We start from the raw sequence: 19932 nt of genomic DNA, 5'->3' as shown, positions 1-19932 counted from the left end.
CATGAAATTCGTTAAGAATGATCAAACAGCTGTTTTCGCGCTCGGCGGACTGGGCGAAATCGGCAAAAACACATACGGAGTTCAATTCCAAGACGAAATTATTTTAATTGATGCTGGTATTAAATTTCCGGAAGACGACTTACTAGGCATTGACTACGTTATCCCAGATTATACTTATTTAGTACGCAATGTTGACAAAATAAAAGGACTTTTCATTACTCATGGTCATGAGGATCATATTGGTGGTATTCCTTATTTATTACGTCAAGTAAATGTACCTGTATATGGCGGGAAGTTAGCGCTAGGTCTACTTCGCAATAAGTTAGATGAGCACGGCTTATTACGCACGACAAAGCTAATTGAATTTAAAGAAGACGACATGATCAAATTTAGAAAAACATCTGTTAGCTTTTTCCGTACAACACACAGTATTCCTGACGCATTTGGCGTTGTTGTAAAAACACCACCAGGTAATATTGTCCATACTGGAGATTTTAAATTTGACTTTACACCGGTTGGCGAACCAGCTAACTTAACAAGAATGGCTGAAATCGGTCGTGACGGTGTACTATGCTTACTTTCTGATAGTACAAATGCTGAAAAAACAGATTTCACAATGTCTGAGCGTACAGTTGGAAAAAGTATTGATGACATTTTCCGCAAAGTGGATGGACGTATTATTTTTGCTACATTTGCATCAAATATTCACCGCTTACAACAAGCTACGGATGCAGCCGTAAAGTACGGACGTAAAGTTGCTGTATTTGGCCGATCTATGGACAATGCCATTACAATCGGACGTGAACTTGGTTATATTACTGCACCGAAGGAAACATTCGTTGATGTGCAAAGCTTAAATCGCCTACCAGCAAATGAAGTGATGATATTATGTACCGGCTCTCAAGGAGAACCAATGGCTGCATTATCACGTATCGCAAATGGTACGCATCGTCAAATTCAAATCCAACCGGGTGATACAGTTATATTCTCATCTTCTCCTGTTCCAGGTAATACGATGAGCGTAAACAAAATTATCAACTTATTATTCCGCGCTGGTGCTGAAGTAATTCACGGTGCATTAAATAATATTCACACATCTGGTCATGGTTCTCAACAAGAACAAAAACTAATGCTTCGCTTAATGAAGCCAAAATTCTTCATGCCAATACACGGTGAATATCGTATGTTAAAAATCCATACAGAACTTGCTGAAGCATGTGAAGTTCCACTAGAAAATTCATTTGTTATGGATAATGGTGAAGTTTTAGCATTAAGTGCAAAAGAAGCACATGTTGCTGGTCGCATTCCTTCAGGTGATGTTTATATTGATGGCAATGGGATTGGGGACATTGGCAATATCGTATTACGCGACCGACGCATTCTTTCCGAAGAAGGTTTAGTCATCGTTGTCGTAAGCGTCGATATGGAAAGAAATAAATTGGTATCAGGTCCAGATATTATTTCACGCGGATTTGTGTATATGCGTGAATCAGGTACGATGATTAATGAAGCGCAAAAAATGTTAAACCAACATTTAAATAGCAGCATCCAAGATAAAGATACACAATGGAATGACCTTAAAAATGAAATTACAGACGTTTTAGGACCGTATTTATACGAAAAAACAAAGCGTCGTCCAATGATTTTACCAATCATTATGGAAGTATAATTAAAGGAGAAGGCGCGCATACATTTATGCACCTTCTCCTTTTTCGATTTGCAAAACAAAAAAGACATCAACACCGTCCCTCCTTAGAACAAGTTGATGTCTTTTATCATGTTAAATTACTTTCTGAACGAAGCGATCAATATCTACATCCGCCCCAATAACTAACAATATATCCCCTACCTCGATTCGATCCGTTGCAGCAGGTGAAACCATAATCTCATCACCACGTGTAATACCTACAATATTGACACCATACTTTGCACGAATATCTAATTCAATTAAAGAATGGCCTGCAATTTTTTCACTCGCCTTAATTTCCACAATCGAGTGCTCACCCGAAAGCTCTAAATAATCTAATACACTATTTGACATCATATTATTTGCGATACGAATGCCCATATCACGCTCTGGATGTACAACATAATCCGCGCCAATTTTTCGTAACACTTTTTCATGATAATCATTTTGTGCTTTTACCGTAATTTGCGGAACACCTAGTTCTTTTAAGATTAAAGTCGTCAATATACTCGCTTGAATATTTTCCCCAATCGCTACAATGACGTGTTCAAAATTCCAAATGCCTAAAGACTTAATGACCGACTCTTCCGTCGTATCCGCCACAACTGCCTGCGTCGCAATTTGCGCAAATTCATCTATCCGTTCACTATCCGTATCAATTGCCATTACATTTGCACCTTGTTTGACAAGTTCTCTTACAATACTTCCTCCGAATCGACCTAAGCCGATAACAACAAATTCTTTTTTCATTCTTTCTCCTCCGTGCAAAATCAGTTGCCCATATTTTATCGCATAAATTGCTTTTTCGCTAATAAAACTTCTGTAAAAATAATGAGCTTAAAAAGTTCTAAAGAATTCGACTAATTTTCAATTCTAATTGCTTTGTTGAAATGACACTTGCTGTAAAAAAGCGCAATAATCCATTTTGGTCAAATAAATAAAAGGCAGGCACCATTCGATTTTGAAATGTATCCGATATTTTCAAATGACTATCTACAAATATCGGGAATGGTATATGAAGTCTTTCCACCTTCTCTTTTACCAAATCAATTATTTTATCTTCTTTACTTCTTGGCATATGAACCGTTACAATATTGAGCTTGTTTCCAAATATTTTTTTAAGTTCACTCAGTTTCGCGAATGACTGTTCACACTGATTACAACTAATCGACCAAAAATAAACGAGGACTAGACTCCCTTTATTTTGCCGATTGAACTTGTGCCCATTTAATATTACCTCTTCACCTTCAAGTGGAGGCATTGGATTACGTAATTTCATAACTCCCTCCTTACAATAGAATATGTCTCAATTTTCCTTTCGTCACTTCAAACGACAATTCACTTAAAGCATTTCCAAAAATTCTTTCAATTCCCTTCCTGTTAACGCTCATTTTTAGTTGAATATCACAATCAATACGAAGCTAATTGTAAACGTTTTTTACCGAATAATCCTCGTTTGAGCATGGTTTTATAGTTTCCATTTCAAGGCGAAATTTTGTTTAGCTTTTCTTTAAAATCCCCCTTGAAAATCTTCTAACTTTATGTATAATTATAATTGTTTTCGTAAACTTAAAGTTTTGTTAAAGTAAACTTCTATACTCAAAGTTTAACATAAGTAAACTAGCAGAGGAGCTTGACCGTATGCAAATTGGAACGAAAATCAAGGCGCTCCGATTAACAAAAGGATTGACCCAAGAGGAACTTGGAGAGCGCACCGACTTAACAAAAGGCTATATATCACAATTAGAACGCGATTTAAACTCCCCATCAATTGAAACTTTATTCAATTTATTAGAAGTTCTCGGTTGTACGCCACGAGACTTTTTTGATGATGAGCAAGAAAATGAAAAAATTGTTTTTACAAAAGATGATCAAACAAGCTTTATAGACCACGACAAAAAATATGAAATCGAATGGCTAATTCCAACTTCCAATGAAAAAGAAATGGAGCCGGTCTTCATTACACTACAAAAGGATGCAGAATTTAAAACATTCGAACCATCTTTAGCAGAAACTTTTATATATGTTTTAAACGGTCGTATTCGCGTTGTCATTGGCAATGCTGAATATATTGCAAGTGAAGGAAATGCTGTCTACTATGAAGCCTCCTCCAATCATCAAATTTTTAATGCACATAATGGTATGACAAAGCTGCTATTAGTTGCAACTCAATCTTATTTATAATTTAGGAGGCACATGAAATGGATAACGCGATCATTCGCTTTGAAAATGTCACAAAATCATTCGACGATGGCACAGTCGTATTAAAAAATATTAACTTTGAATTAGAGCGAGGTAAATTCTATACATTGCTCGGTCCATCTGGCTGTGGTAAAACAACCATTTTACGTATTATTGCTGGCTTTACAGAGGCCTCAACTGGCGATGTTTATTTTAATGGGAAACGTATTAATGATGTCCCTGCAAATGAACGTCAAGTAAATACCGTATTCCAGGACTATGCACTATTTCCCCATTTAAACGTTTTCGAAAATGTGGCATTTGGTTTACGTATTAAAAAAGTAAAAGAAGCAGAAGTTCGTGAACGTGTGCAAGAGGCGTTAAAATTCGTCAACTTAGCTGGTTATGGCAACCGAGAAATTCCTGAAATGTCTGGTGGTCAACGTCAACGTGTAGCGATTGCCCGCGCGATTGTCAATGATCCTGAAGTGATTTTATTAGATGAACCATTATCAGCTTTAGATTTAAAGCTACGTACAGAAATGCAATATGAACTACGTGAACTGCAACAGCGTCTTGGCAAAACTTTCGTATTCGTTACACACGATCAAGAAGAGGCGCTTGCGATGAGTGATGAAATTTTCGTTTTATCACATGGAGAAATTAAACAATCGGGTACACCTGTAGATATTTATGATGAGCCGATTAACCGCTTTGTGGCTGATTTCATCGGAGAATCAAATATTGTAGTTGGTACGATGATTGAAGACTATAAAGTAAAGTTTGCAGGCAAGGTATTTGAATGTGTAGATGGCGGTATGAAACCAAACGAGAAAATTGATATTGTCATCCGACCAGAAGATTTAGAAATTACAAAACCTGAAAAAGGCAAACTAATCGTCACAGTTGACACACAATTATTCCGCGGAGTACATTATGAGCTTTCAACTTACGATAAAGATGGCAATGAATGGCTCGTACATTCTTTGAAAAAGGCAGAAGTTGGTGCAGAAATCGGTTTGGACTTTGATCCAGAAGCGATTCATGTCATGCGTTTAAATGAAACAGAGGAAGATTTCGACAAGCGTCTTGAAGCTTATGGGGATGAAGAACATGAATAGTAAAGCAGCTAAAACCCCTTTAATCCCCTATTTATTTTGGATACTTTTATTCGTTATCGCGCCAATTGCCTTAATTTTATATTACTCGCTACTTGATTTAAACGGCAATTTTACATTAGCCAACTATGTGAAATTCTTTACGCCTGTTTATTTAAAAATGACGCTTAGTAGCTTTTGGTATGCATTTTTAATTACAGTATTTACATTAATTTTTGCTTATCCAACCGCTTATTTATTAACAAAAACAAAACATAAAAAGCTTTGGTTAATGCTTATTATTATTCCTTCTTGGATTAACCTATTATTAAAAACGTACGCATTCATTGGTATTTTCGGTCTTTATGGTCCAATTAATGCATTGATTGAAGTATTCGGCTTTAATCCGAAACAAATTTTATTTACTGACTTTAGTTTCGTTTTCGTATCGGTTTATATTTTCATTCCGTTTATGATTATTCCGATTTTTAACTCATTAGATAAAATGAATCCATCATTAGTATTTGCGGCTCGTGATTTAGGTGCGTCTGCATGGACAACATTCCGTCGTGTCGTATTCCCACTGACAATTGATGGTGTAAAAGCAGGGATTCAAGTCACATTTATCCCTGCATTATCATTATTCATGATTACACGATTAATTGCGGGGAACCAAGTTATCACACTCGGTACAGCGATTGAGCAGCAATTCCTTGTTTCACAAAACTGGGGTATGGGTTCAACGATCGCCGTATTCTTAATCGTATTTATGGTATTAACGATGCTTGTTACGAAACAAAATTCTAAAGGAGGACGCGCATAATGAAAAAATTATCCGCTACTTCAAAAGCGTATTTAGTTTTTGTCTTTGCCGTGCTTTATGCGCCGATTCTTTATTTAATTTTCTACTCATTTAATAGCGGTGGCAATATGAATAACTTCGAATCATTTACACTTGAGCATTACCAAGCTGTATTTGAAGATTCGCGCCTTATCGTTATTTTAATCAATACCGTAATTGTTGCCTTGTTATCTGGTTTAATTGCAACGGTAATTGGAACACTTGGTGCGATTGGCATTGTTTCAATTAAAGATAAAAAAATGCGCAATACAATTCTTTCTTTAAACAATGTGTTAATCGTATCACCAGACGTTGTAATTGGTGCGAGTTTCTTAATTTTATTCACAATGATTGGTGTCAAGTTAGGATTCGCTTCGGTACTTGTATCGCATGTCGCTTTCAGTGTACCAATTGTAGTTTTAATGGTTTTACCGAAGCTACTCGAGATGAACACATCATTAATTGATGCGGCTCGTGATTTAGGCGCAACAAAAAGAGACATATTAACACGTGTCATTTTACCGTATATTTCACCTGGTATTTTCGCAGGTTTCTTTATGGCTTTAACGTATTCACTCGATGACTTTGCGGTTACATTTTTCGTTACCGGCAATGGATTTAGTACATTATCTGTAGAAATTTACTCGATGGCACGTGCGGGAATTTCGTTAACTGTCAATGCCATTTCAGGATTAGTATTTGCGATTACTGTACTCGTTGTCATCGGCTATTACTTTATTAATCAAAAGGCAAAATCAGCGACTTCGGAGGGACAACGATGAGAGATTTATTACAAGCAACGATTGCCATTATCATTGTCTGTGTTCTGTTATTTGTCGCTGCTGGCCAAATGCAATCAAAAGGCAGTACAGGTAGCAAGGATACATTAACCATTTTTAACTGGGGCGAATATATCGATACAGATTTAATCAAAAAGTTTGAAAAAGAGACGGGCATTAATGTCATTTATGAAACATTCGACTCCAATGAAGCGATGTTAACAAAAATTCAACAAGGTGGCTCTGCCTATGATGTTGCGGTTCCATCCGAATATACAGTGGAGTCTATGAAGGAAGATAATTTACTCATTCCGTTAGATCACACATTAATTCCAAATATGAAAAATGTGAATGAAGACTTTTTAAATTTATCGTTTGATCCGAATAATGAATTTTCGCTTCCTTATTTTTGGGGGACAGTTGGAATCGTTTATAATCCAAACTTAATCGAGGATCATTTAACATTTGAGTCATGGGATGATTTATGGGATGAATCATTAAAGCGAAAAGTCTTTTTAGTAGACGGTTCACGTGAAGTTATTGGTATGGGCTTAAATACAATCGGTGAATCATTAAATGTGAAAGACGATACAATTTTACGTCAGGCAACTAATAAATTAATTACACTATCACCAAATATTAAAGCGATCATTGGTGATGAAATTACACCATTAATGATTAATAACGAAGCATCTGTTGCGTTAACTTGGTCTGGGCAAGCAGCTGATATGTTGTCGGAAAATGAAGAACTTAACTATGCAGTTCCAGAAGAAGGTTCAAACTTATGGTTTGATAATATGGTCATCCCGAAAACATCTAAAAATGTAGAAGGTGCGCATAAATTTATTAACTTTATGTTAGATCCAGAAAACGCCGCTCAAAATGCTGATTATGTCGGCTATTCTACACCAAACGAAGCAGCGTGGGCTATTATGGACCCAGAAGTCATTACAGACGAACGCTTTTATCCAGACAATGAACTACGCGATAAGCTAGAAGTATACGAAAACCTTGGTCTTGAATGGCTTGGAAAATATAACGAATACTTCTTAGAATTTAAAATGAGCTTGAAATAATGTAAGCAGGAGCTGTCCTTTTTAGGGCAGCCCCTGCTTTTTTCTTAAGAAACATTCAGAAATTCTTAAGAAATTGCTTCACTTTCTATTAAGTTTTTAGCGTTATACTAAAAATAGAAATTTACATTTTAAGAATAAGAACGCCAAAATTTGACCAAACTTTTGTGGAATTCTTCAATTTGGCGAAAATAAGAATATGATAAAAGAGGCAATGAAATGAGAAAATGGATCGTACTTTTATTAATAATTGCTATTGGTTTATGGGGTTTTGATATGAGCCGTTCTACTACGGATGAACAACCTCAGCAAAATTTACACATCCTGCATGGTGATTTACGATTAATTAATAACCAATTCGCAGTGGATGAAACAACCATTCCAAATGATATAAAACTGGCAACAGAAGTCATTCAATATGCTGAAATTTCGGATGCTACTACAGAAATTTCTAAACGTCTTGCCCAACATTTAAATGTGATGTTAAAAGAAGCACATGAAGAAGGCATTACGAACTTTGCAATCAATAGTGGTTTCCGCGATTTCCACACCCAGCAAAATGTCTTTAAAGAATTTGGTGAAGACGTTGCGCTACCAGCTGGCTATAGCGAACATAATTCAGGACTCGCCGTCGATATTGGTTCAACGAGCGGTCCAATGGGCTTATCTGATGAAGGCACTTGGCTCGCTCAAAATGCTTGGCGTTACGGGTTTATTTTGCGCTATCCTGAAGGAAAAACAGCAATAACAGGTATTGCTTTTGAACCTTGGCATTTCCGCTATGTCGGATTGCCGCATAGCGAAATTATGTATAAAGAGCAATGGGTACTTGAGGAGTATATTTCCTATTTGCACACGAATGGATTTTATAAAACGAACAATGGCACTATGATTTCCTATTATCCATCTATTGAAGATGCCCAGGAAGCTTTGCAAAATTTAAGCGACTATGAGCTGTCTGGAGATAATCAACAAGGCATTATTATTACAAATAATGAATCTGAATAACATTAAGAAGCTGTCACTACAAGGTTCGCTATTATAATCTTGTGCGACAGCTATTTTGTCTTTTTATATAATGGAACTCCCTTCCCGCTACCGTTGCATTCCTAAACGTTCTTATCCCCTTTACCTTGTAATCGTGACAATCAAAGAATAGATGATTTTTGTCGCGATTACAGGTACAATATGAATACTAATCGAAATCAATTTCAGAAATCGAAATATTTTTGATAGAAGGGTAGGCTCTAGATGGAACAAAAATCAAATAAAATTGTTCTCTATTTATTAATGTTCAATATGTTTATTACGATGGGCGGGGTCGGCATTATCATTCCCGTCATGCCTGCCTACTTACACCTTTTTGGCGCAGGTGGTCAAGTACTTGGCTTTTTAGTTGCTGGATTTGCGCTGGCACAATTTTTACTTTCACCTGTGGCAGGCGATTTATCAGACCGTCACGGACGAAAAATCTTTATTATTTCAGGGCTCGTTGTATATGGTTTTTCGCAACTATTATTCGGTTTTGCATCCGAAGTGTGGGTATTATTTTTAGCGCGCTTTTTAAGTGGCGCGGGTGCCGCCTTTATCATGCCGCCAATTATGGCATTCGTGGCGGATATTACAACCTTTGAAGAACGTGGAAAAGGAATGGGCATGATTGGTGCTTCCATGTCACTTGGCTTTATGATTGGGCCCGGTGTCGGTGGTTTACTGGGGAATATCAACTTAACTTTCCCATTTTATATAGCTGGTACAGTGGCGTTTGCAGCTGCTATTTTATCTGCAATCTACTTACCAAACATTAAAAATACAGCCGCGAATAAGGCACCACGTGAAAATCTCGTCAAACAACTCACGCGTTCATTCAAAACGTCTTATTTTGTATTTTTACTCGTTGTCTTTACATTTAGCTTTGGTATCGCCAATTTCCAAACGACACTTTCTCTTTATTTAGATAAGGTGTTTAACTACACACCTACTGATATCGCGGTTATTTTAACGGTTGGCGGATTTGCCGGAGTTATTTTACAAATGTTTGTCATTAATATTTTGTTCAAACGTTTTGGAGAAATGAAAGTAATTTTAGTCAATTTATTAGTAGCTGCAATTACAATGTTACTCATTATTTTCGTGAGTGGTTTCTTCGTCATCCTACTCGTCGCTACGTTGTTCTCGATTGCAACAACATTTATTCGCCCAGCTGTTAATACTCTTATTTCGAAAATGGCAGGTGAGGAGCAAGGCTTTGCTGCCGGGATGAACAATGCGTATATGAGCTTAGGTAATATGTTTGGTCCAGCGCTTGCAGGAATTTTATTCGACTGGAATTCAGAAGCACCTTATTACTTAGGCTCTGTTATTTTAGTCGGTTGTTTCATACTCGCTTTTATGTGGACTTCAAAAAAAGTGCCACATTTAATGAAAGCATCATAAAAACAAATAAAGCTGTCCCCTTTGCAAATGCACAATGGGGACAGCTTTTCTTAATGAGACACTCTTAACTTTTTAATCGCAATGGCTAAACTCAATAATCCAATTACACTATAGCCAATTACATAAATCCATACTGGGTTCAGCTCAATTTTCGTCATTTCAGTAATGCCGAGTGCAATGTCTGGAGAAATGACACTAAGCGCTACCGCAAATGGATTTAAGCTAATCCATACATACGAAATGGCCATTAATCCACCTTCCACACCATTTACTAGACCGACTAAAAAGAATAGAAACGTAAAAAATGCGAAGAAAATAGCGACCCCGTAAGTAGAAATCATGGAAACGATCGTCTTTTTCGTAATGGTTGAAAACATAATTCCGACGCTCCCTAGTGCAAAAACTGTTAAAATAAAGAGCAGAAATATCGCCACTACCATGCTTGGAGAGACACCGCCAAACAGAAATACGATGCTGTATAACGGTAAGGTCGCCAGTAAAATAACGATTAAAAATGCTAATGACGCCATTAATTTACCAATAATAATTTGCGCGGAAGTTTGCGTCGTCGTCAATAATATATTTAATGTTTGCTTTTCTCTCTCCGTACTAATCGCACCCGCTGTTAGCGCTGGCGCAATAAATAAAATAAGTCCCATTTGCAACACGGTTAAACAGGCAAATAATAAAAAGCTTTGCGATGGCTGGAAAAATCCGCTTGCTGTATAACCCGTCATCAAGTAAAAAAAGGCAACAATGAATAATGTTAACGCGATTAAATAAAATGCAATACTGGAAAAGCTTTTGGCATTGCGAAAGCGTAATTTTAATTCCTTCAATAATACTGGATTAAATGGTTTTTCATTCATGCTTCGCTACCTCCTCGGTAATGACCATAAAGACATCTTCCAAGTTTTTATCTTCCACTTCAAATGCCGTCACTTGAATACCTGCTCCAATGGCCGCCTTTAATACGTTCGCCTGCATTGCATCGTCCCCATTCAATACAAAAGTTACGCTATTTTCAAAGTCGTTTTTTTCTACATGCGCCACTTGCTGCTGTAAGAAAAATTGCTGTGCAATGTTTACATCTCCTAGCACTTTTACCGTTATATACTTATCACCTTGTAGCTGCGCTTGAATTTCCAATATATTCCCACTTGCAATTAACTTCCCACTATCCAATACCCCTATTTCATCACAAATTTCCGCAAGCTCAGGCAAAATATGTGAGGAAATAAGAATCGTTTTTCCAAGCCCTTTTAAATCCTTTAAAATATCGCGCATTTCTACCCGTGCACGTGGATCTAATCCAGAAGCAGGCTCATCTAAAATTAAAATTTCTGGGTCGTGCATTAATGTTCGCGCTAAACATAAACGCTGCTTCATTCCCCTTGATAAGTCATCTACATATTGGTCGCGTTTATCCGTAAGTCGAACAAGCGCTAATAGCTCTGTAATTTTTTGTTGTCGTAAAGTTGCAGGCATTCCATAAGCCGCCCCGTAAAAATCTAAATATTCCTCCGCTTTTAGTTGATCATACACACCAAAAAAGTCTGGCATGTAACCAATTTGAGCACGTACTTCATGCGGATTTTGCACAACGCTTTTTCCATTTACTAAAATGTCTCCCGAAGTTGGGTGAATTAACGTTGCAAGAATTGAAAAAGCCGTTGATTTACCCGCGCCGTTTGCTCCAACAAAACCAAAAATTGTTCCATTTTTAATTATTAAGGACAGTTCATTCAGCGCTTTCAATTGCCCATAGTTTTTTGTCAGTTGCTGAAATTCAATCATTTTTTTGCTCTCCTTTCAGCGTGATTTCAGGCAAGTTTAACTGTTCCAAATTGCCACCTTCGCTCACTTCCCATTGAATGATTATTTCCCCATCATTTAAATAGGAATGGACATTTTTGGTTGAAAAGTTTGTATCTATCTTCTCGAACTGCTTCGTCTCCACATTATATATCGTTGCACGCATTATTGAATGTTCCGTTTTATAGTGCAAACTTGACCAATCCATCGCCATATTTTGAATAGGTAATGCGAGACGATAGGATACATCATACGTACCTGGTGCTAAATAAACTTCTTGCACGGATGAATTGAATGGTTCCTTTACTCCTCCGTAAAGTGTTTCGGAATAGGTCATATTAAATGCTTCATTTGTTAACGCAACTTCATCCGTAAGTGTTGTTCCAACATCATGAATTGGCTGAACAATTAATACGTTTGAAGTAATTTTTGCCTTTTGAGATAACCTTGCGCCAAGTGGTACATGATTGGCACGCGCAATAATAGCAGGTGCGGCCTCTGTTGAAAGTGTTGAATAGGCAAGGGTATTTAATCGGTCTTTCCACACTTTATCGATTGTTACGGGTGTTGGTGTTGTATAGTCCCTTATTGGCTGCGTTATCGGCAATAAAAACGTTGTCGGGATTTTTTCTTCAATCGTTTCCACTTGACCTTTCTTTAAATTTCCAATAGATATCAAATTCGCTCCTGTCCAAAGCTTCACATCGGTTACATCCGTTTGTAATTCATTCGTAATTGTCCCAGTCAATTTACCGTTATCATTTGTTAGATTTAACTTAAATTTCCCTACTTCAATCGGGCCTTTTCCTACAATTGTTTCAACGTCCCAATACGCGACATTTTTCATGATAAATTCATTTTCCTTCATAAAACTCCATTGCCCTTTTTGGAGATCCATTCGATTCGAATTTTGATTATTGTAAGCAGTAATCTCCAAACCGTCTGCTAATTCAAACGTATAATCGCCTCTTTTATTTGTTAGCAAAGATTGTGCGAAATACTGTTGGTCTATTTCATTTCCTACTTTAATAACCGCACTTTGCTGAATTTGTGGTTGGGTAAGGCGATCTCGCGCACCTACTAGGAAAAGCAAGATTGAAACCATAATGGAAATAGTAGGTATAATCCACCATGCATGTTCTCTTTTATCTTTCCGTTTGAGTAAAAAATAGATCACTGGGCTTATTATTAAAATATAAAGCGCAAACACACTAATAATAATCCACGTCGAAAATTGAAATGCTGGGAATAGCTCATTCACAGGGACAACCCGGTCCACCATCTCGTCATCAATGGACGCTTTGTATATTTCCTTATTTCGGAAGTCAATTAATTTAGCAAATAAGTTCGCATAGCCGTCCATTTCAATTAAAGTTGAATCGGTCCATGAGAACGCGGTTTGAATGAGCATACCGCTTCCAACCTTTTGTTTCGCCGCAATCAGTTGACCATCTATTTCTATCGCTTGCGCATTCGGCAACAATTCACTCGTCCGAATTGACATTGGATTTGTAAATTTACCCTCGCCTGTAAAATCCATTAATTGTACTGGACTAATTTCGGAGGTCCCCCCTGTTGCTTGCAACGCCGCATAAGAAGCGAGCGGTGAAAAGGCAACATCTTCTTTTATGACAAGCTGGCCTCCCTGCTTCATCCATTCAATTAAAATATCAAATTGATTTTGTTCTATCGTTTTTAGTGGATCTGCCAAAACAACTGTATTTAAAAAATCAATGGAACGAATATCGGGAACCAAATCTCCTGAAAACGATGGATAGTTTTGCACTTCCAACAATCTTCCTTTTTCAATTGTCCGCAGTTTTTGTAATGCTTGTGTTACTTGCGGATGGCTAAAAACACCAACAACATGTGTTTCATACTCAAATAAAGTTGGCTTTCTATTTTCAAATTGAAAATGCTCAACTTTTCTTCCATTTTCAACACCACCTTCATACAATTGAACATATCGCTGCCCATTATCTGAATATAGATTGTATGGATAACTTCCGATATAAAATTGTTTGATTCGTTTTTCATGTGGTGCAAGCTTTAATGGGATGACTTGCGCTGTTTGTAGCATATAATTCGTTGGATAAGTCGTGACAAGCTCCCCTTCAAATGGTGTTTCATCATTTTGAAGTGTCAACGTGACAGCAATCGGTCGATCAAATTTCCCTTGTCCTTGCAATCCATATTCTGCTGTAATCGAAACTTCGGCCGCTACATTTATAGCTGGAATCAACCAAAGCAATAGGACAATACAGGTCATCATTTTCTTCATATTAACCCACCCCTCTTTTCATTAATACGAAATTCACACCGCGAGGTTCCAGAATAATCAAACAATTAACATGAAACTTGTGCACTCTTTCTATTTAAAAGAAGTTACCCGTTTAACAATATTTATCAAACGGGTAACTTCGATTACATTTCCTACTAAGATTCACCATTAGAATAATCATATAAGCATCTCGCGTGGTCTTGTACAACATCTACAAAGGCCTCAACTTGACGCAATTCAAAGGATGATTCATAACCAATAAGCCATGTATCACGTGTAAGTCCATGATCCTTTTCTGAATTCGTTAATGGAATTTTATTGACCTTTTCTTCCCCATTCAGTGTAATCGAAGGCAAAATTGCATAACCTATCCCATTAACCGCCATTTGTTTACAAGTCTCGATTTGGTCGACGATAATTTGATGCTTCGGGTTAAAATTAAAATGTCGTTGCCACCATTGCTGAATTTCTTGATAATAATCGGAGTCACTTTTAAATTGAATAAACGGACGATCTGACGTTAATATATCCTCTATATCCGCTAATTCCTTATCCACTAAATACATCATATCTCGGAATAAATGAATTTTCTTGCCTTTCCAATCTGCTTGACCGCGGACAATCCCAACATGTGCCTCCCCTTCATAGAGCGCCTTTACAATTTCAGAACTCCACCCCGTCATTAATGAAATTTTGGCATCTGGATATTTCGTCACAAAATCTTTTAACACTTTTGGCAGCCAGTTTTGTCCGACAATCGATGCACAAGCAATTTTCAATGTACCGTGAACTTTTGAATTGAGCGCTTGAATCGTTTCAAATACTTCCTCTTGCTTTACAATAATTTCATTTGAATATTGGATGACTAGTTCTCCTGCTGGTGTCGGAGTTAATCCCTTTTGCGAGCGTATAAATAGCTGTGCCCCCCAGTCCTTCTCAATTGATTGCAAACGCTGCGATAAAGCTGGCTGTGTCAAAAATAAACGTTCTGCCGCTTTCCGCATATTTCTTTCCTCTGCTAAAATCTTGATAATTTCTGCCTCTGTTACAGTCATTGCGTTTCCTCCAATAAATCCACTTATCTCATGTTTCTCCACTTTTTCGAGTTAACAAACAACCTCGCTTATTTTGGACTTTCAATATTATACTTTTTATAAATTCCATTAAAAAATCGGCAAAATCCCCCATTGGACCTTGCCGACTCTTACTATCTATGCATTATGCTGATAAATGTATTTTTTTAATTGCTTCAAAATAATTCGTCGCGTCATAATCCCAACAAATGTGCCATCCTCATCCACAACACATAAGAAGGCATGGTTAATGACTAAATCAAGTGCCCGCTGAAATGTATCTGACAGCTTTAAATACACAACAGCTGGATCCATAACCTCTTCCACTCGAATATCCGATAATTTTTCATATTCAATTCGTTCTAAACCTAAAATGGCTTCTGTTATCATTTTTGTGCTTAATAAACCTTGTAATCGATACTTCATATCCAAAACAGGAATGGAAGAATAACCTGTTTTCGTTAGTACAAGTAAAGCATGTTCTGCACTATTTCCACTTTGTACATGTGCTACTTTTTCAGACGAAATAATAAATTCACTTATGGGCATATCTAATAAAGCTCTGTTGTTAACTGAAATCATGACCTCATACTCCTTTATCCCGCTTATAACGGGCAGTAAACACTAAGTAAGCTAAGGAATTATCGTTGACAAATTTCCCTAAAAAATACTATGACTTATAAAAAATCAAATCAATTATGCGCTTGGATTCAGCTTTGTACTTAGACCTGCACGATATAGGTCAGTTAGTTGTTGTTACATAGACGTAAAGAACTCAAGGAATTCCTTTTCGAATTCATGACGTTCGCTAAAAACAAGTTACACAGCGTCTATTTACTTACTTCTATCATAACATAATTGCCAATTTTTTGACCATGAATGGTGCCTAGTGTTTTAAAAAAATGAGTAAGGTACTAGTTCATACCATGCTCTTCAAAAGAAAAACGCAACAAAACGAAAAGGATCTCCCGTCTTGTTACGTATGTTTTATCAACCTTTTGCCCAATAATAAAAGATAATCGATCCTGTAAATAAACCAAAAATGATGTACGACAAAATTATTGGATTCAATAAAAAGGGATGCTCCATAATTGGCTCTGGAATATCCGAATCTCGTTCTTGCCCACTTTCCTCAATACCGTGGCCAACTCGTACAGTAAGCCAGTAGCCTACTACACAAAGAATGACACATACAAAAATTGTTGGGTATAACCACATACCTATTGAAACCGCCCCCTTTTGCAGTACAAATAGTATGTGGCATTTCCATTATTATTATTCCTTAGGGCTATTAGATTAAGTTAAAACGGAAATTGATTTAACCATGATCCGCCATCAAGCGTAATACATTCCCCATTTAAGTAACTTGCCTTGTCTGATAGCATAAACGCAGCCAAATCTGCAATTTCTTCTGGTGTTCCTAAACGGTGTAATGGAACAGAATTAATTGTGCGTTTCGCTTGTTCTTCAGACTCCCATAATTTATCCGCGCCACCTGTTCGTTCAATTGGTCCTGGAGCAATGGCATTAGCGCGAATGCCGTATTGTCCGCCCCACTCAACAGCAAGCGTTCTTGTAATGGACAGTACCCCTGCTTTAGCAGCTGCAGAATGGATAACTCCCGCTCCTGCGCCCCAAGCATACGTAGCCACCATATTTAACATGGATCCTTTAATGCCGTTTTCAATCCAGTAACGCCCCACTGCTGACGAACAATAAAAAGTACCATTTAATACAATATCAATAACTGCTTTCCATCCATTTGGTGATAACTTTTCTGCATGCACTAAAAAGTTCCCAGCTGCATTATTTACTAAACTATCTACTCGTCCAAACTTTTCAACTGCAAAATCAACCATTGCCTGCGCTTGGTCTGGATCGCGTACATCCATTTGGAATGTTTCAATCGTTGAACCATTTGCTAAAATTTCCTGTTTTGCATTGGCTAAACGTTCTTCATCGCGACCTGTAATAACAACATTCGCACCTTCTTTTACAAATTGTTTCGCCATACCAAGACCCATCCCACTTGATCCACCTGTAATAATAATCGTCTTATTTTGTAACATCATCAAAATCCCCCTTTATCAAAAATGAACAACCATTCATTACCCTATTTTACTACAAAAATCAAAAAATACCTATAAGTTTCTGAATATTTGTACTTCAAATCATCTTTTCATTTTTAAGGGGGTGTATACCGATAGCAAATCATTAGGAAGATCGGAAGGCAGATTCATTCAGAGGGAGGTGTACTCTTATGAAAATTATCAATTCAATCATAGGGTTTATTATTATTTTTATAGGCTGCTTTTTTATGACCATTACAATTGAACATGCATCACTCCAAACACTTATGTACAAATTTTTTGGCGCATTTATATTAATCGGTGGGCTTCATTATTTGAAAAAGGTTTCTAATTTTAGAAAACAAGAATAGCTTCATTAGAAAAAGCGTGTGCCTAAGATGCAAATTGGCAACACGCTTTTTAATGGGATTTTCTTATTCCTCTACAATTGTCCCTAAAGACTCGATTAAAAATATTTCTTGGCTGTTAATGCGCGTGTCACTATTGTGATCCTCTTTATAATGATACTTTCCATTAGAATCTTGAATACGCGCTTTTTGATTGTCCTCTAATTGCGCTTCCATAATGCCCATAATCCGTTTTTTTATGTCTGGGGAATAGATGGGGAATAAAATTTCCACACGTTTAATCATATTGCGCGTCATCATATCTGCTGACGATAAAAACACTTTATTTTCCCCATTATGATGGAACCAAAATATACGTGAGTGCTCTAGGAAACGCCCGACAATACTCGTCACTGTTATGTTTTCACTAATTCCCGCAATTCCTGGGCGAATGCAGCAAATCCCTCGAATAATTAATTCAATTTGCACCCCTTCTATTGATGCTTCATACAGCTTCATCATTAAATCCTTGTCTGTTAAAGAATTCATTTTCGCACGAATAAAGCCATTGCCATGCTGTTTATGCATAGTAATCTCTTCATCTATTAAATGAATGAATTCATCGCGAATATCAAAAGGCGCGACAACGATATGATGGAATTTTGGCTTTTCTGTATACCCGCTTAAATAATTGAAGAAATTCGTCGCATCAATACCAAATTCCTTATTTGAAGTAATAATCCCCATATCGGTATAAATTTTAGCCGTTGCATCATTGTAATTTCCCGTTCCTAGATGCACAAAGCGTTCAATTTTTCCATGACGATGGCGTACTACTAGTGTAATTTTAGAGTGGGTTTTCAAATTATTCATACCGTAAATGACTAAACAGCCCGCTTGCTCCAATTGTTTTGCCCAGTGCACATTATTTTCTTCATCAAAACGTGCTTTCAATTCGACTAATACCGTAACTTGCTTGCCATTTTCAGCAGCTTGCTTTAAAGCCTGAATAATCGGTGAATTCCCGCTAACACGATACAATGTTTGCTTAATCGCTAACACACTTGGATCTTTTGCTGCCTCCGCAATAAAATCGACAATCGGTACAAAAGATTCAAATGGATGGTGGAAAAAGATATCTTGAATTAATGTTTTTTCGAAAATATTTTCATCCGATTGTAAGTCTTGCGGTGGTTGTGGGATAAAACTTTCATATTCTAAATGTTCTCTACCAACTGAAATCGCTTTAACAAACCCAAACATCGCTGTTAAATCAAGTGGCCCATCAATTTTAAATACATCCGATTCCTCAATTTCAAATTCATCTAATAAATAGTCTAAAACGTCATCATTCATCTCACCATCACGTACTTCTAAGCGCGAACCAACGCCCCATTTACGCTTCTTCAACTCTTTTTCAATTTCAACGAGTAAATCTTGTGCCCCTTCCTCGTGAATCGTTAAATCTGCATTACGCGTTAATCGGAAAGCCTGTGTTGACTTCACTTTATACCCAAAAAATAAGTGATTAACATTGTTAGAAATCACATCTTCTAGCAAGACATACACCGTTTCATTATTCCCTGAAGGCACTTTAATAAAACGTTCTAGCACGGATGGTACTTGAACAATCGCCACTTTATCCATACCTTCATTGTCTATTCCATTGTTTTCTAGCATGACAAGTAAATTTAATGTGCGTCCTATTAGTGTTGGGAATGGCCGATAAGCATCTACTGCTACTGGCGTTAATACTGGGAAAATCGTTTCCTCAAATAATTCATTAATATAACTTTTTTGCTCGGGTGAAAGTAGTTTTAAATCTCTTACATGCACATTTTCCTGTGGCAGTAAATCATCAACTAAATGGCGATAAACTTCTGTTTGACGGCGTACTAAAGCTTGTGTTCGCTCCGCAATTTTCGTTAGCTGTTCTTTCGGCGTTAAGCCCGATTTATTTTCAGGTTTATGGAAGTTTGCGCGAATTTGATCTTGTAAACCCGCAACACGAACCATAAAAAATTCATCTAAATTCGAGCTGAAAATCGCTAAAAACTTCAAGCGCTCTAATAGCGGATTATTAATATCCTCGGCTTCCTCTAATACACGCTCATTAAATGCTAACCAACTTAGCTCGCGGTTATTATAATATTGAGGTTTAGCAATTTCTTCTAATAACTGCAATTTCGCTACTTCATCGTTTGATTGAAAATTTGGGTTCGAAACACGCTTTTCTTCTATATTAGCCATCAT

The 19932-nt window shown here is 37.0% G+C and carries 19 protein-coding genes; 9 read left to right on the top strand and 10 right to left on the bottom strand.

Going from position 1 to position 19932, the window contains the following annotated elements:
• Window position 1: 1 nt before the first annotated feature.
• On the top strand, window positions 2-1669 hold the full coding sequence (gene rnjA, locus MHI10_RS04000) for a ribonuclease J1 (protein ID WP_340783171.1): 1668 nt from the start codon (window positions 2-4) through the stop codon (window positions 1667-1669).
• Between the two features lie 111 nt (window positions 1670-1780).
• Here the strand turns inward: rnjA and MHI10_RS03995 are convergent, their stop codons facing one another.
• Both MHI10_RS03995 and MHI10_RS03990 read right to left on the bottom strand, forming a co-directional pair.
• Window positions 1781-2437, bottom strand: a complete 657-nt coding sequence (locus tag MHI10_RS03995) for a potassium channel family protein (RefSeq protein WP_340783168.1) — start codon at window positions 2435-2437, stop codon at window positions 1781-1783.
• Between the two features lie 97 nt (window positions 2438-2534).
• Window positions 2535-2966, bottom strand: a complete 432-nt coding sequence (locus MHI10_RS03990; protein WP_340783167.1) for a TlpA family protein disulfide reductase — start codon at window positions 2964-2966, stop codon at window positions 2535-2537.
• 362 nt (window positions 2967-3328) lie between these two features.
• Here MHI10_RS03990 and MHI10_RS03985 point away from each other — a divergent pair, with 362 nt between their 5' ends.
• The 7 genes from MHI10_RS03985 to MHI10_RS03955 all read left to right on the top strand — a co-directional run bounded on the left by MHI10_RS03985 (window position 3329) and on the right by MHI10_RS03955 (window position 10094).
• On the top strand, window positions 3329-3871 hold the full coding sequence (locus tag MHI10_RS03985) for a helix-turn-helix domain-containing protein (protein ID WP_340783165.1): 543 nt from the start codon (window positions 3329-3331) through the stop codon (window positions 3869-3871).
• Between the two features lie 17 nt (window positions 3872-3888).
• Window positions 3889-4989, top strand: coding sequence for an ABC transporter ATP-binding protein (locus MHI10_RS03980; RefSeq protein WP_340783162.1), 1101 nt, complete (start codon window positions 3889-3891; stop codon window positions 4987-4989).
• Complete coding sequence (locus MHI10_RS03975) at window positions 4982-5788, top strand: ABC transporter permease (RefSeq protein WP_340783160.1); 807 nt, start codon at window positions 4982-4984, stop codon at window positions 5786-5788. Before MHI10_RS03980 ends, MHI10_RS03975 begins: the two co-directional genes overlap by 8 nt.
• On the top strand, window positions 5788-6588 hold the full coding sequence (locus MHI10_RS03970; protein ID WP_340783158.1) for an ABC transporter permease: 801 nt from the start codon (window positions 5788-5790) through the stop codon (window positions 6586-6588). The genes MHI10_RS03975 and MHI10_RS03970 overlap by 1 nt, the downstream gene beginning before the upstream one ends.
• Window positions 6585-7661, top strand: a complete 1077-nt coding sequence (locus MHI10_RS03965; RefSeq protein ID WP_340783155.1) for an ABC transporter substrate-binding protein — start codon at window positions 6585-6587, stop codon at window positions 7659-7661. The genes MHI10_RS03970 and MHI10_RS03965 overlap by 4 nt, the downstream gene beginning before the upstream one ends.
• A 216-nt stretch (window positions 7662-7877) precedes the next feature.
• Entirely contained in the window at window positions 7878-8666 is a 789-nt protein-coding gene (locus MHI10_RS03960) for a M15 family metallopeptidase (protein ID WP_340783154.1), read from the top strand.
• A gap of 243 nt (window positions 8667-8909) precedes the next feature.
• The gene (locus MHI10_RS03955) at window positions 8910-10094 is read left to right on the top strand and encodes an MFS transporter (RefSeq protein WP_340783152.1); all 1185 of its coding nucleotides are present in this window, start codon (window positions 8910-8912) and stop codon (window positions 10092-10094) included.
• Window positions 10095-10144: 50 nt separating this feature from the next.
• On the opposite strand, the gene MHI10_RS03950 is transcribed toward MHI10_RS03955, so the two are convergent.
• The 7 genes from MHI10_RS03950 to fadH all read right to left on the bottom strand — a co-directional run bounded on the left by MHI10_RS03950 (window position 10145) and on the right by fadH (window position 17332).
• Entirely contained in the window at window positions 10145-10963 is an 819-nt protein-coding gene (locus MHI10_RS03950; protein ID WP_340783150.1) for an ABC transporter permease, read from the bottom strand.
• The gene (locus MHI10_RS03945; RefSeq protein ID WP_340783149.1) at window positions 10956-11891 is read right to left on the bottom strand and encodes an ABC transporter ATP-binding protein; all 936 of its coding nucleotides are present in this window, start codon (window positions 11889-11891) and stop codon (window positions 10956-10958) included. The genes MHI10_RS03950 and MHI10_RS03945 overlap by 8 nt, the downstream gene beginning before the upstream one ends.
• A complete protein-coding gene (locus MHI10_RS03940) occupies window positions 11884-14190 on the bottom strand; it encodes a hypothetical protein (protein ID WP_340783147.1) in 2307 nt (768 codons plus the stop codon). Before MHI10_RS03940 ends, MHI10_RS03945 begins: the two co-directional genes overlap by 8 nt.
• Window positions 14191-14345: 155 nt before the next feature.
• Window positions 14346-15245, bottom strand: a complete 900-nt coding sequence (locus MHI10_RS03935; protein ID WP_340783144.1) for a LysR family transcriptional regulator — start codon at window positions 15243-15245, stop codon at window positions 14346-14348.
• Between the two features lie 156 nt (window positions 15246-15401).
• Window positions 15402-15845: a cyclic-di-AMP-binding protein CbpB gene (cbpB, locus tag MHI10_RS03930; RefSeq protein ID WP_340783141.1), complete on the bottom strand. Its 444-nt coding sequence runs from the start codon at window positions 15843-15845 to the stop codon at window positions 15402-15404.
• 408 nt (window positions 15846-16253) lie between these two features.
• Window positions 16254-16481 (bottom strand): short-chain dehydrogenase, encoded by a 228-nt coding sequence (locus MHI10_RS03925; protein ID WP_340783140.1) that lies wholly within the window; start codon window positions 16479-16481, stop codon window positions 16254-16256.
• 83 nt (window positions 16482-16564) lie between these two features.
• On the bottom strand, window positions 16565-17332 hold the full coding sequence (fadH, locus tag MHI10_RS03920; RefSeq protein ID WP_340783138.1) for a 2,4-dienoyl-CoA reductase: 768 nt from the start codon (window positions 17330-17332) through the stop codon (window positions 16565-16567).
• 191 nt (window positions 17333-17523) lie between these two features.
• Here fadH and MHI10_RS03915 point away from each other — a divergent pair, with 191 nt between their 5' ends.
• Entirely contained in the window at window positions 17524-17703 is a 180-nt protein-coding gene (locus tag MHI10_RS03915; RefSeq protein ID WP_340783137.1) for a hypothetical protein, read from the top strand.
• Between the two features lie 63 nt (window positions 17704-17766).
• Here MHI10_RS03915 and MHI10_RS03910 read toward each other — a convergent pair whose 3' ends face one another.
• Window positions 17767-19932 (bottom strand): RNA degradosome polyphosphate kinase, encoded by a 2166-nt coding sequence (locus MHI10_RS03910; protein ID WP_340783136.1) that lies wholly within the window; start codon window positions 19930-19932, stop codon window positions 17767-17769.

The sequence above is a fragment of the Solibacillus sp. FSL K6-1523 genome (assembly GCF_038005225.1).
GTDB lineage: Bacteria > Bacillota > Bacilli > Bacillales_A > Planococcaceae > Solibacillus.
The sequence above is the reverse complement of the archived record's forward strand: the minus strand, read 5'-3'. Positions and strand labels throughout refer to the sequence as shown.

Bases quoted from the DNA above. Each gene is read 5' to 3' on its own strand.
- rnjA (WP_340783171.1), top strand. From the start codon at position 2: ATGAAATTCGTTAAGAATGATCAAACAGCTGTTTTCGCGCTCGGCGGA.
- MHI10_RS03995 (WP_340783168.1), bottom strand. From the start codon at position 2,437: ATGAAAAAAGAATTTGTTGTTATCGGCTTAGGTCGATTCGGAGGAAGT.
- MHI10_RS03990 (WP_340783167.1), bottom strand. From the start codon at position 2,966: ATGAAATTACGTAATCCAATGCCTCCACTTGAAGGTGAAGAGGTAATA.
- MHI10_RS03985 (WP_340783165.1), top strand. From the start codon at position 3,329: ATGCAAATTGGAACGAAAATCAAGGCGCTCCGATTAACAAAAGGATTG.
- MHI10_RS03980 (WP_340783162.1), top strand. From the start codon at position 3,889: ATGGATAACGCGATCATTCGCTTTGAAAATGTCACAAAATCATTCGAC.
- MHI10_RS03975 (WP_340783160.1), top strand. From the start codon at position 4,982: ATGAATAGTAAAGCAGCTAAAACCCCTTTAATCCCCTATTTATTTTGG.
- MHI10_RS03970 (WP_340783158.1), top strand. From the start codon at position 5,788: ATGAAAAAATTATCCGCTACTTCAAAAGCGTATTTAGTTTTTGTCTTT.
- MHI10_RS03965 (WP_340783155.1), top strand. From the start codon at position 6,585: ATGAGAGATTTATTACAAGCAACGATTGCCATTATCATTGTCTGTGTT.
- MHI10_RS03960 (WP_340783154.1), top strand. From the start codon at position 7,878: ATGAGAAAATGGATCGTACTTTTATTAATAATTGCTATTGGTTTATGG.
- MHI10_RS03955 (WP_340783152.1), top strand. From the start codon at position 8,910: ATGGAACAAAAATCAAATAAAATTGTTCTCTATTTATTAATGTTCAAT.
- MHI10_RS03950 (WP_340783150.1), bottom strand. From the start codon at position 10,963: ATGAATGAAAAACCATTTAATCCAGTATTATTGAAGGAATTAAAATTA.
- MHI10_RS03945 (WP_340783149.1), bottom strand. From the start codon at position 11,891: ATGATTGAATTTCAGCAACTGACAAAAAACTATGGGCAATTGAAAGCG.
- MHI10_RS03940 (WP_340783147.1), bottom strand. From the start codon at position 14,190: ATGAAGAAAATGATGACCTGTATTGTCCTATTGCTTTGGTTGATTCCA.
- MHI10_RS03935 (WP_340783144.1), bottom strand. From the start codon at position 15,245: ATGACTGTAACAGAGGCAGAAATTATCAAGATTTTAGCAGAGGAAAGA.
- cbpB (WP_340783141.1), bottom strand. From the start codon at position 15,845: ATGATTTCAGTTAACAACAGAGCTTTATTAGATATGCCCATAAGTGAA.
- MHI10_RS03925 (WP_340783140.1), bottom strand. From the start codon at position 16,481: ATGTGGTTATACCCAACAATTTTTGTATGTGTCATTCTTTGTGTAGTA.
- fadH (WP_340783138.1), bottom strand. From the start codon at position 17,332: ATGTTACAAAATAAGACGATTATTATTACAGGTGGATCAAGTGGGATG.
- MHI10_RS03915 (WP_340783137.1), top strand. From the start codon at position 17,524: ATGAAAATTATCAATTCAATCATAGGGTTTATTATTATTTTTATAGGC.
- MHI10_RS03910 (WP_340783136.1), bottom strand. From the start codon at position 19,932: ATGATGGCTAATATAGAAGAAAAGCGTGTTTCGAACCCAAATTTTCAA.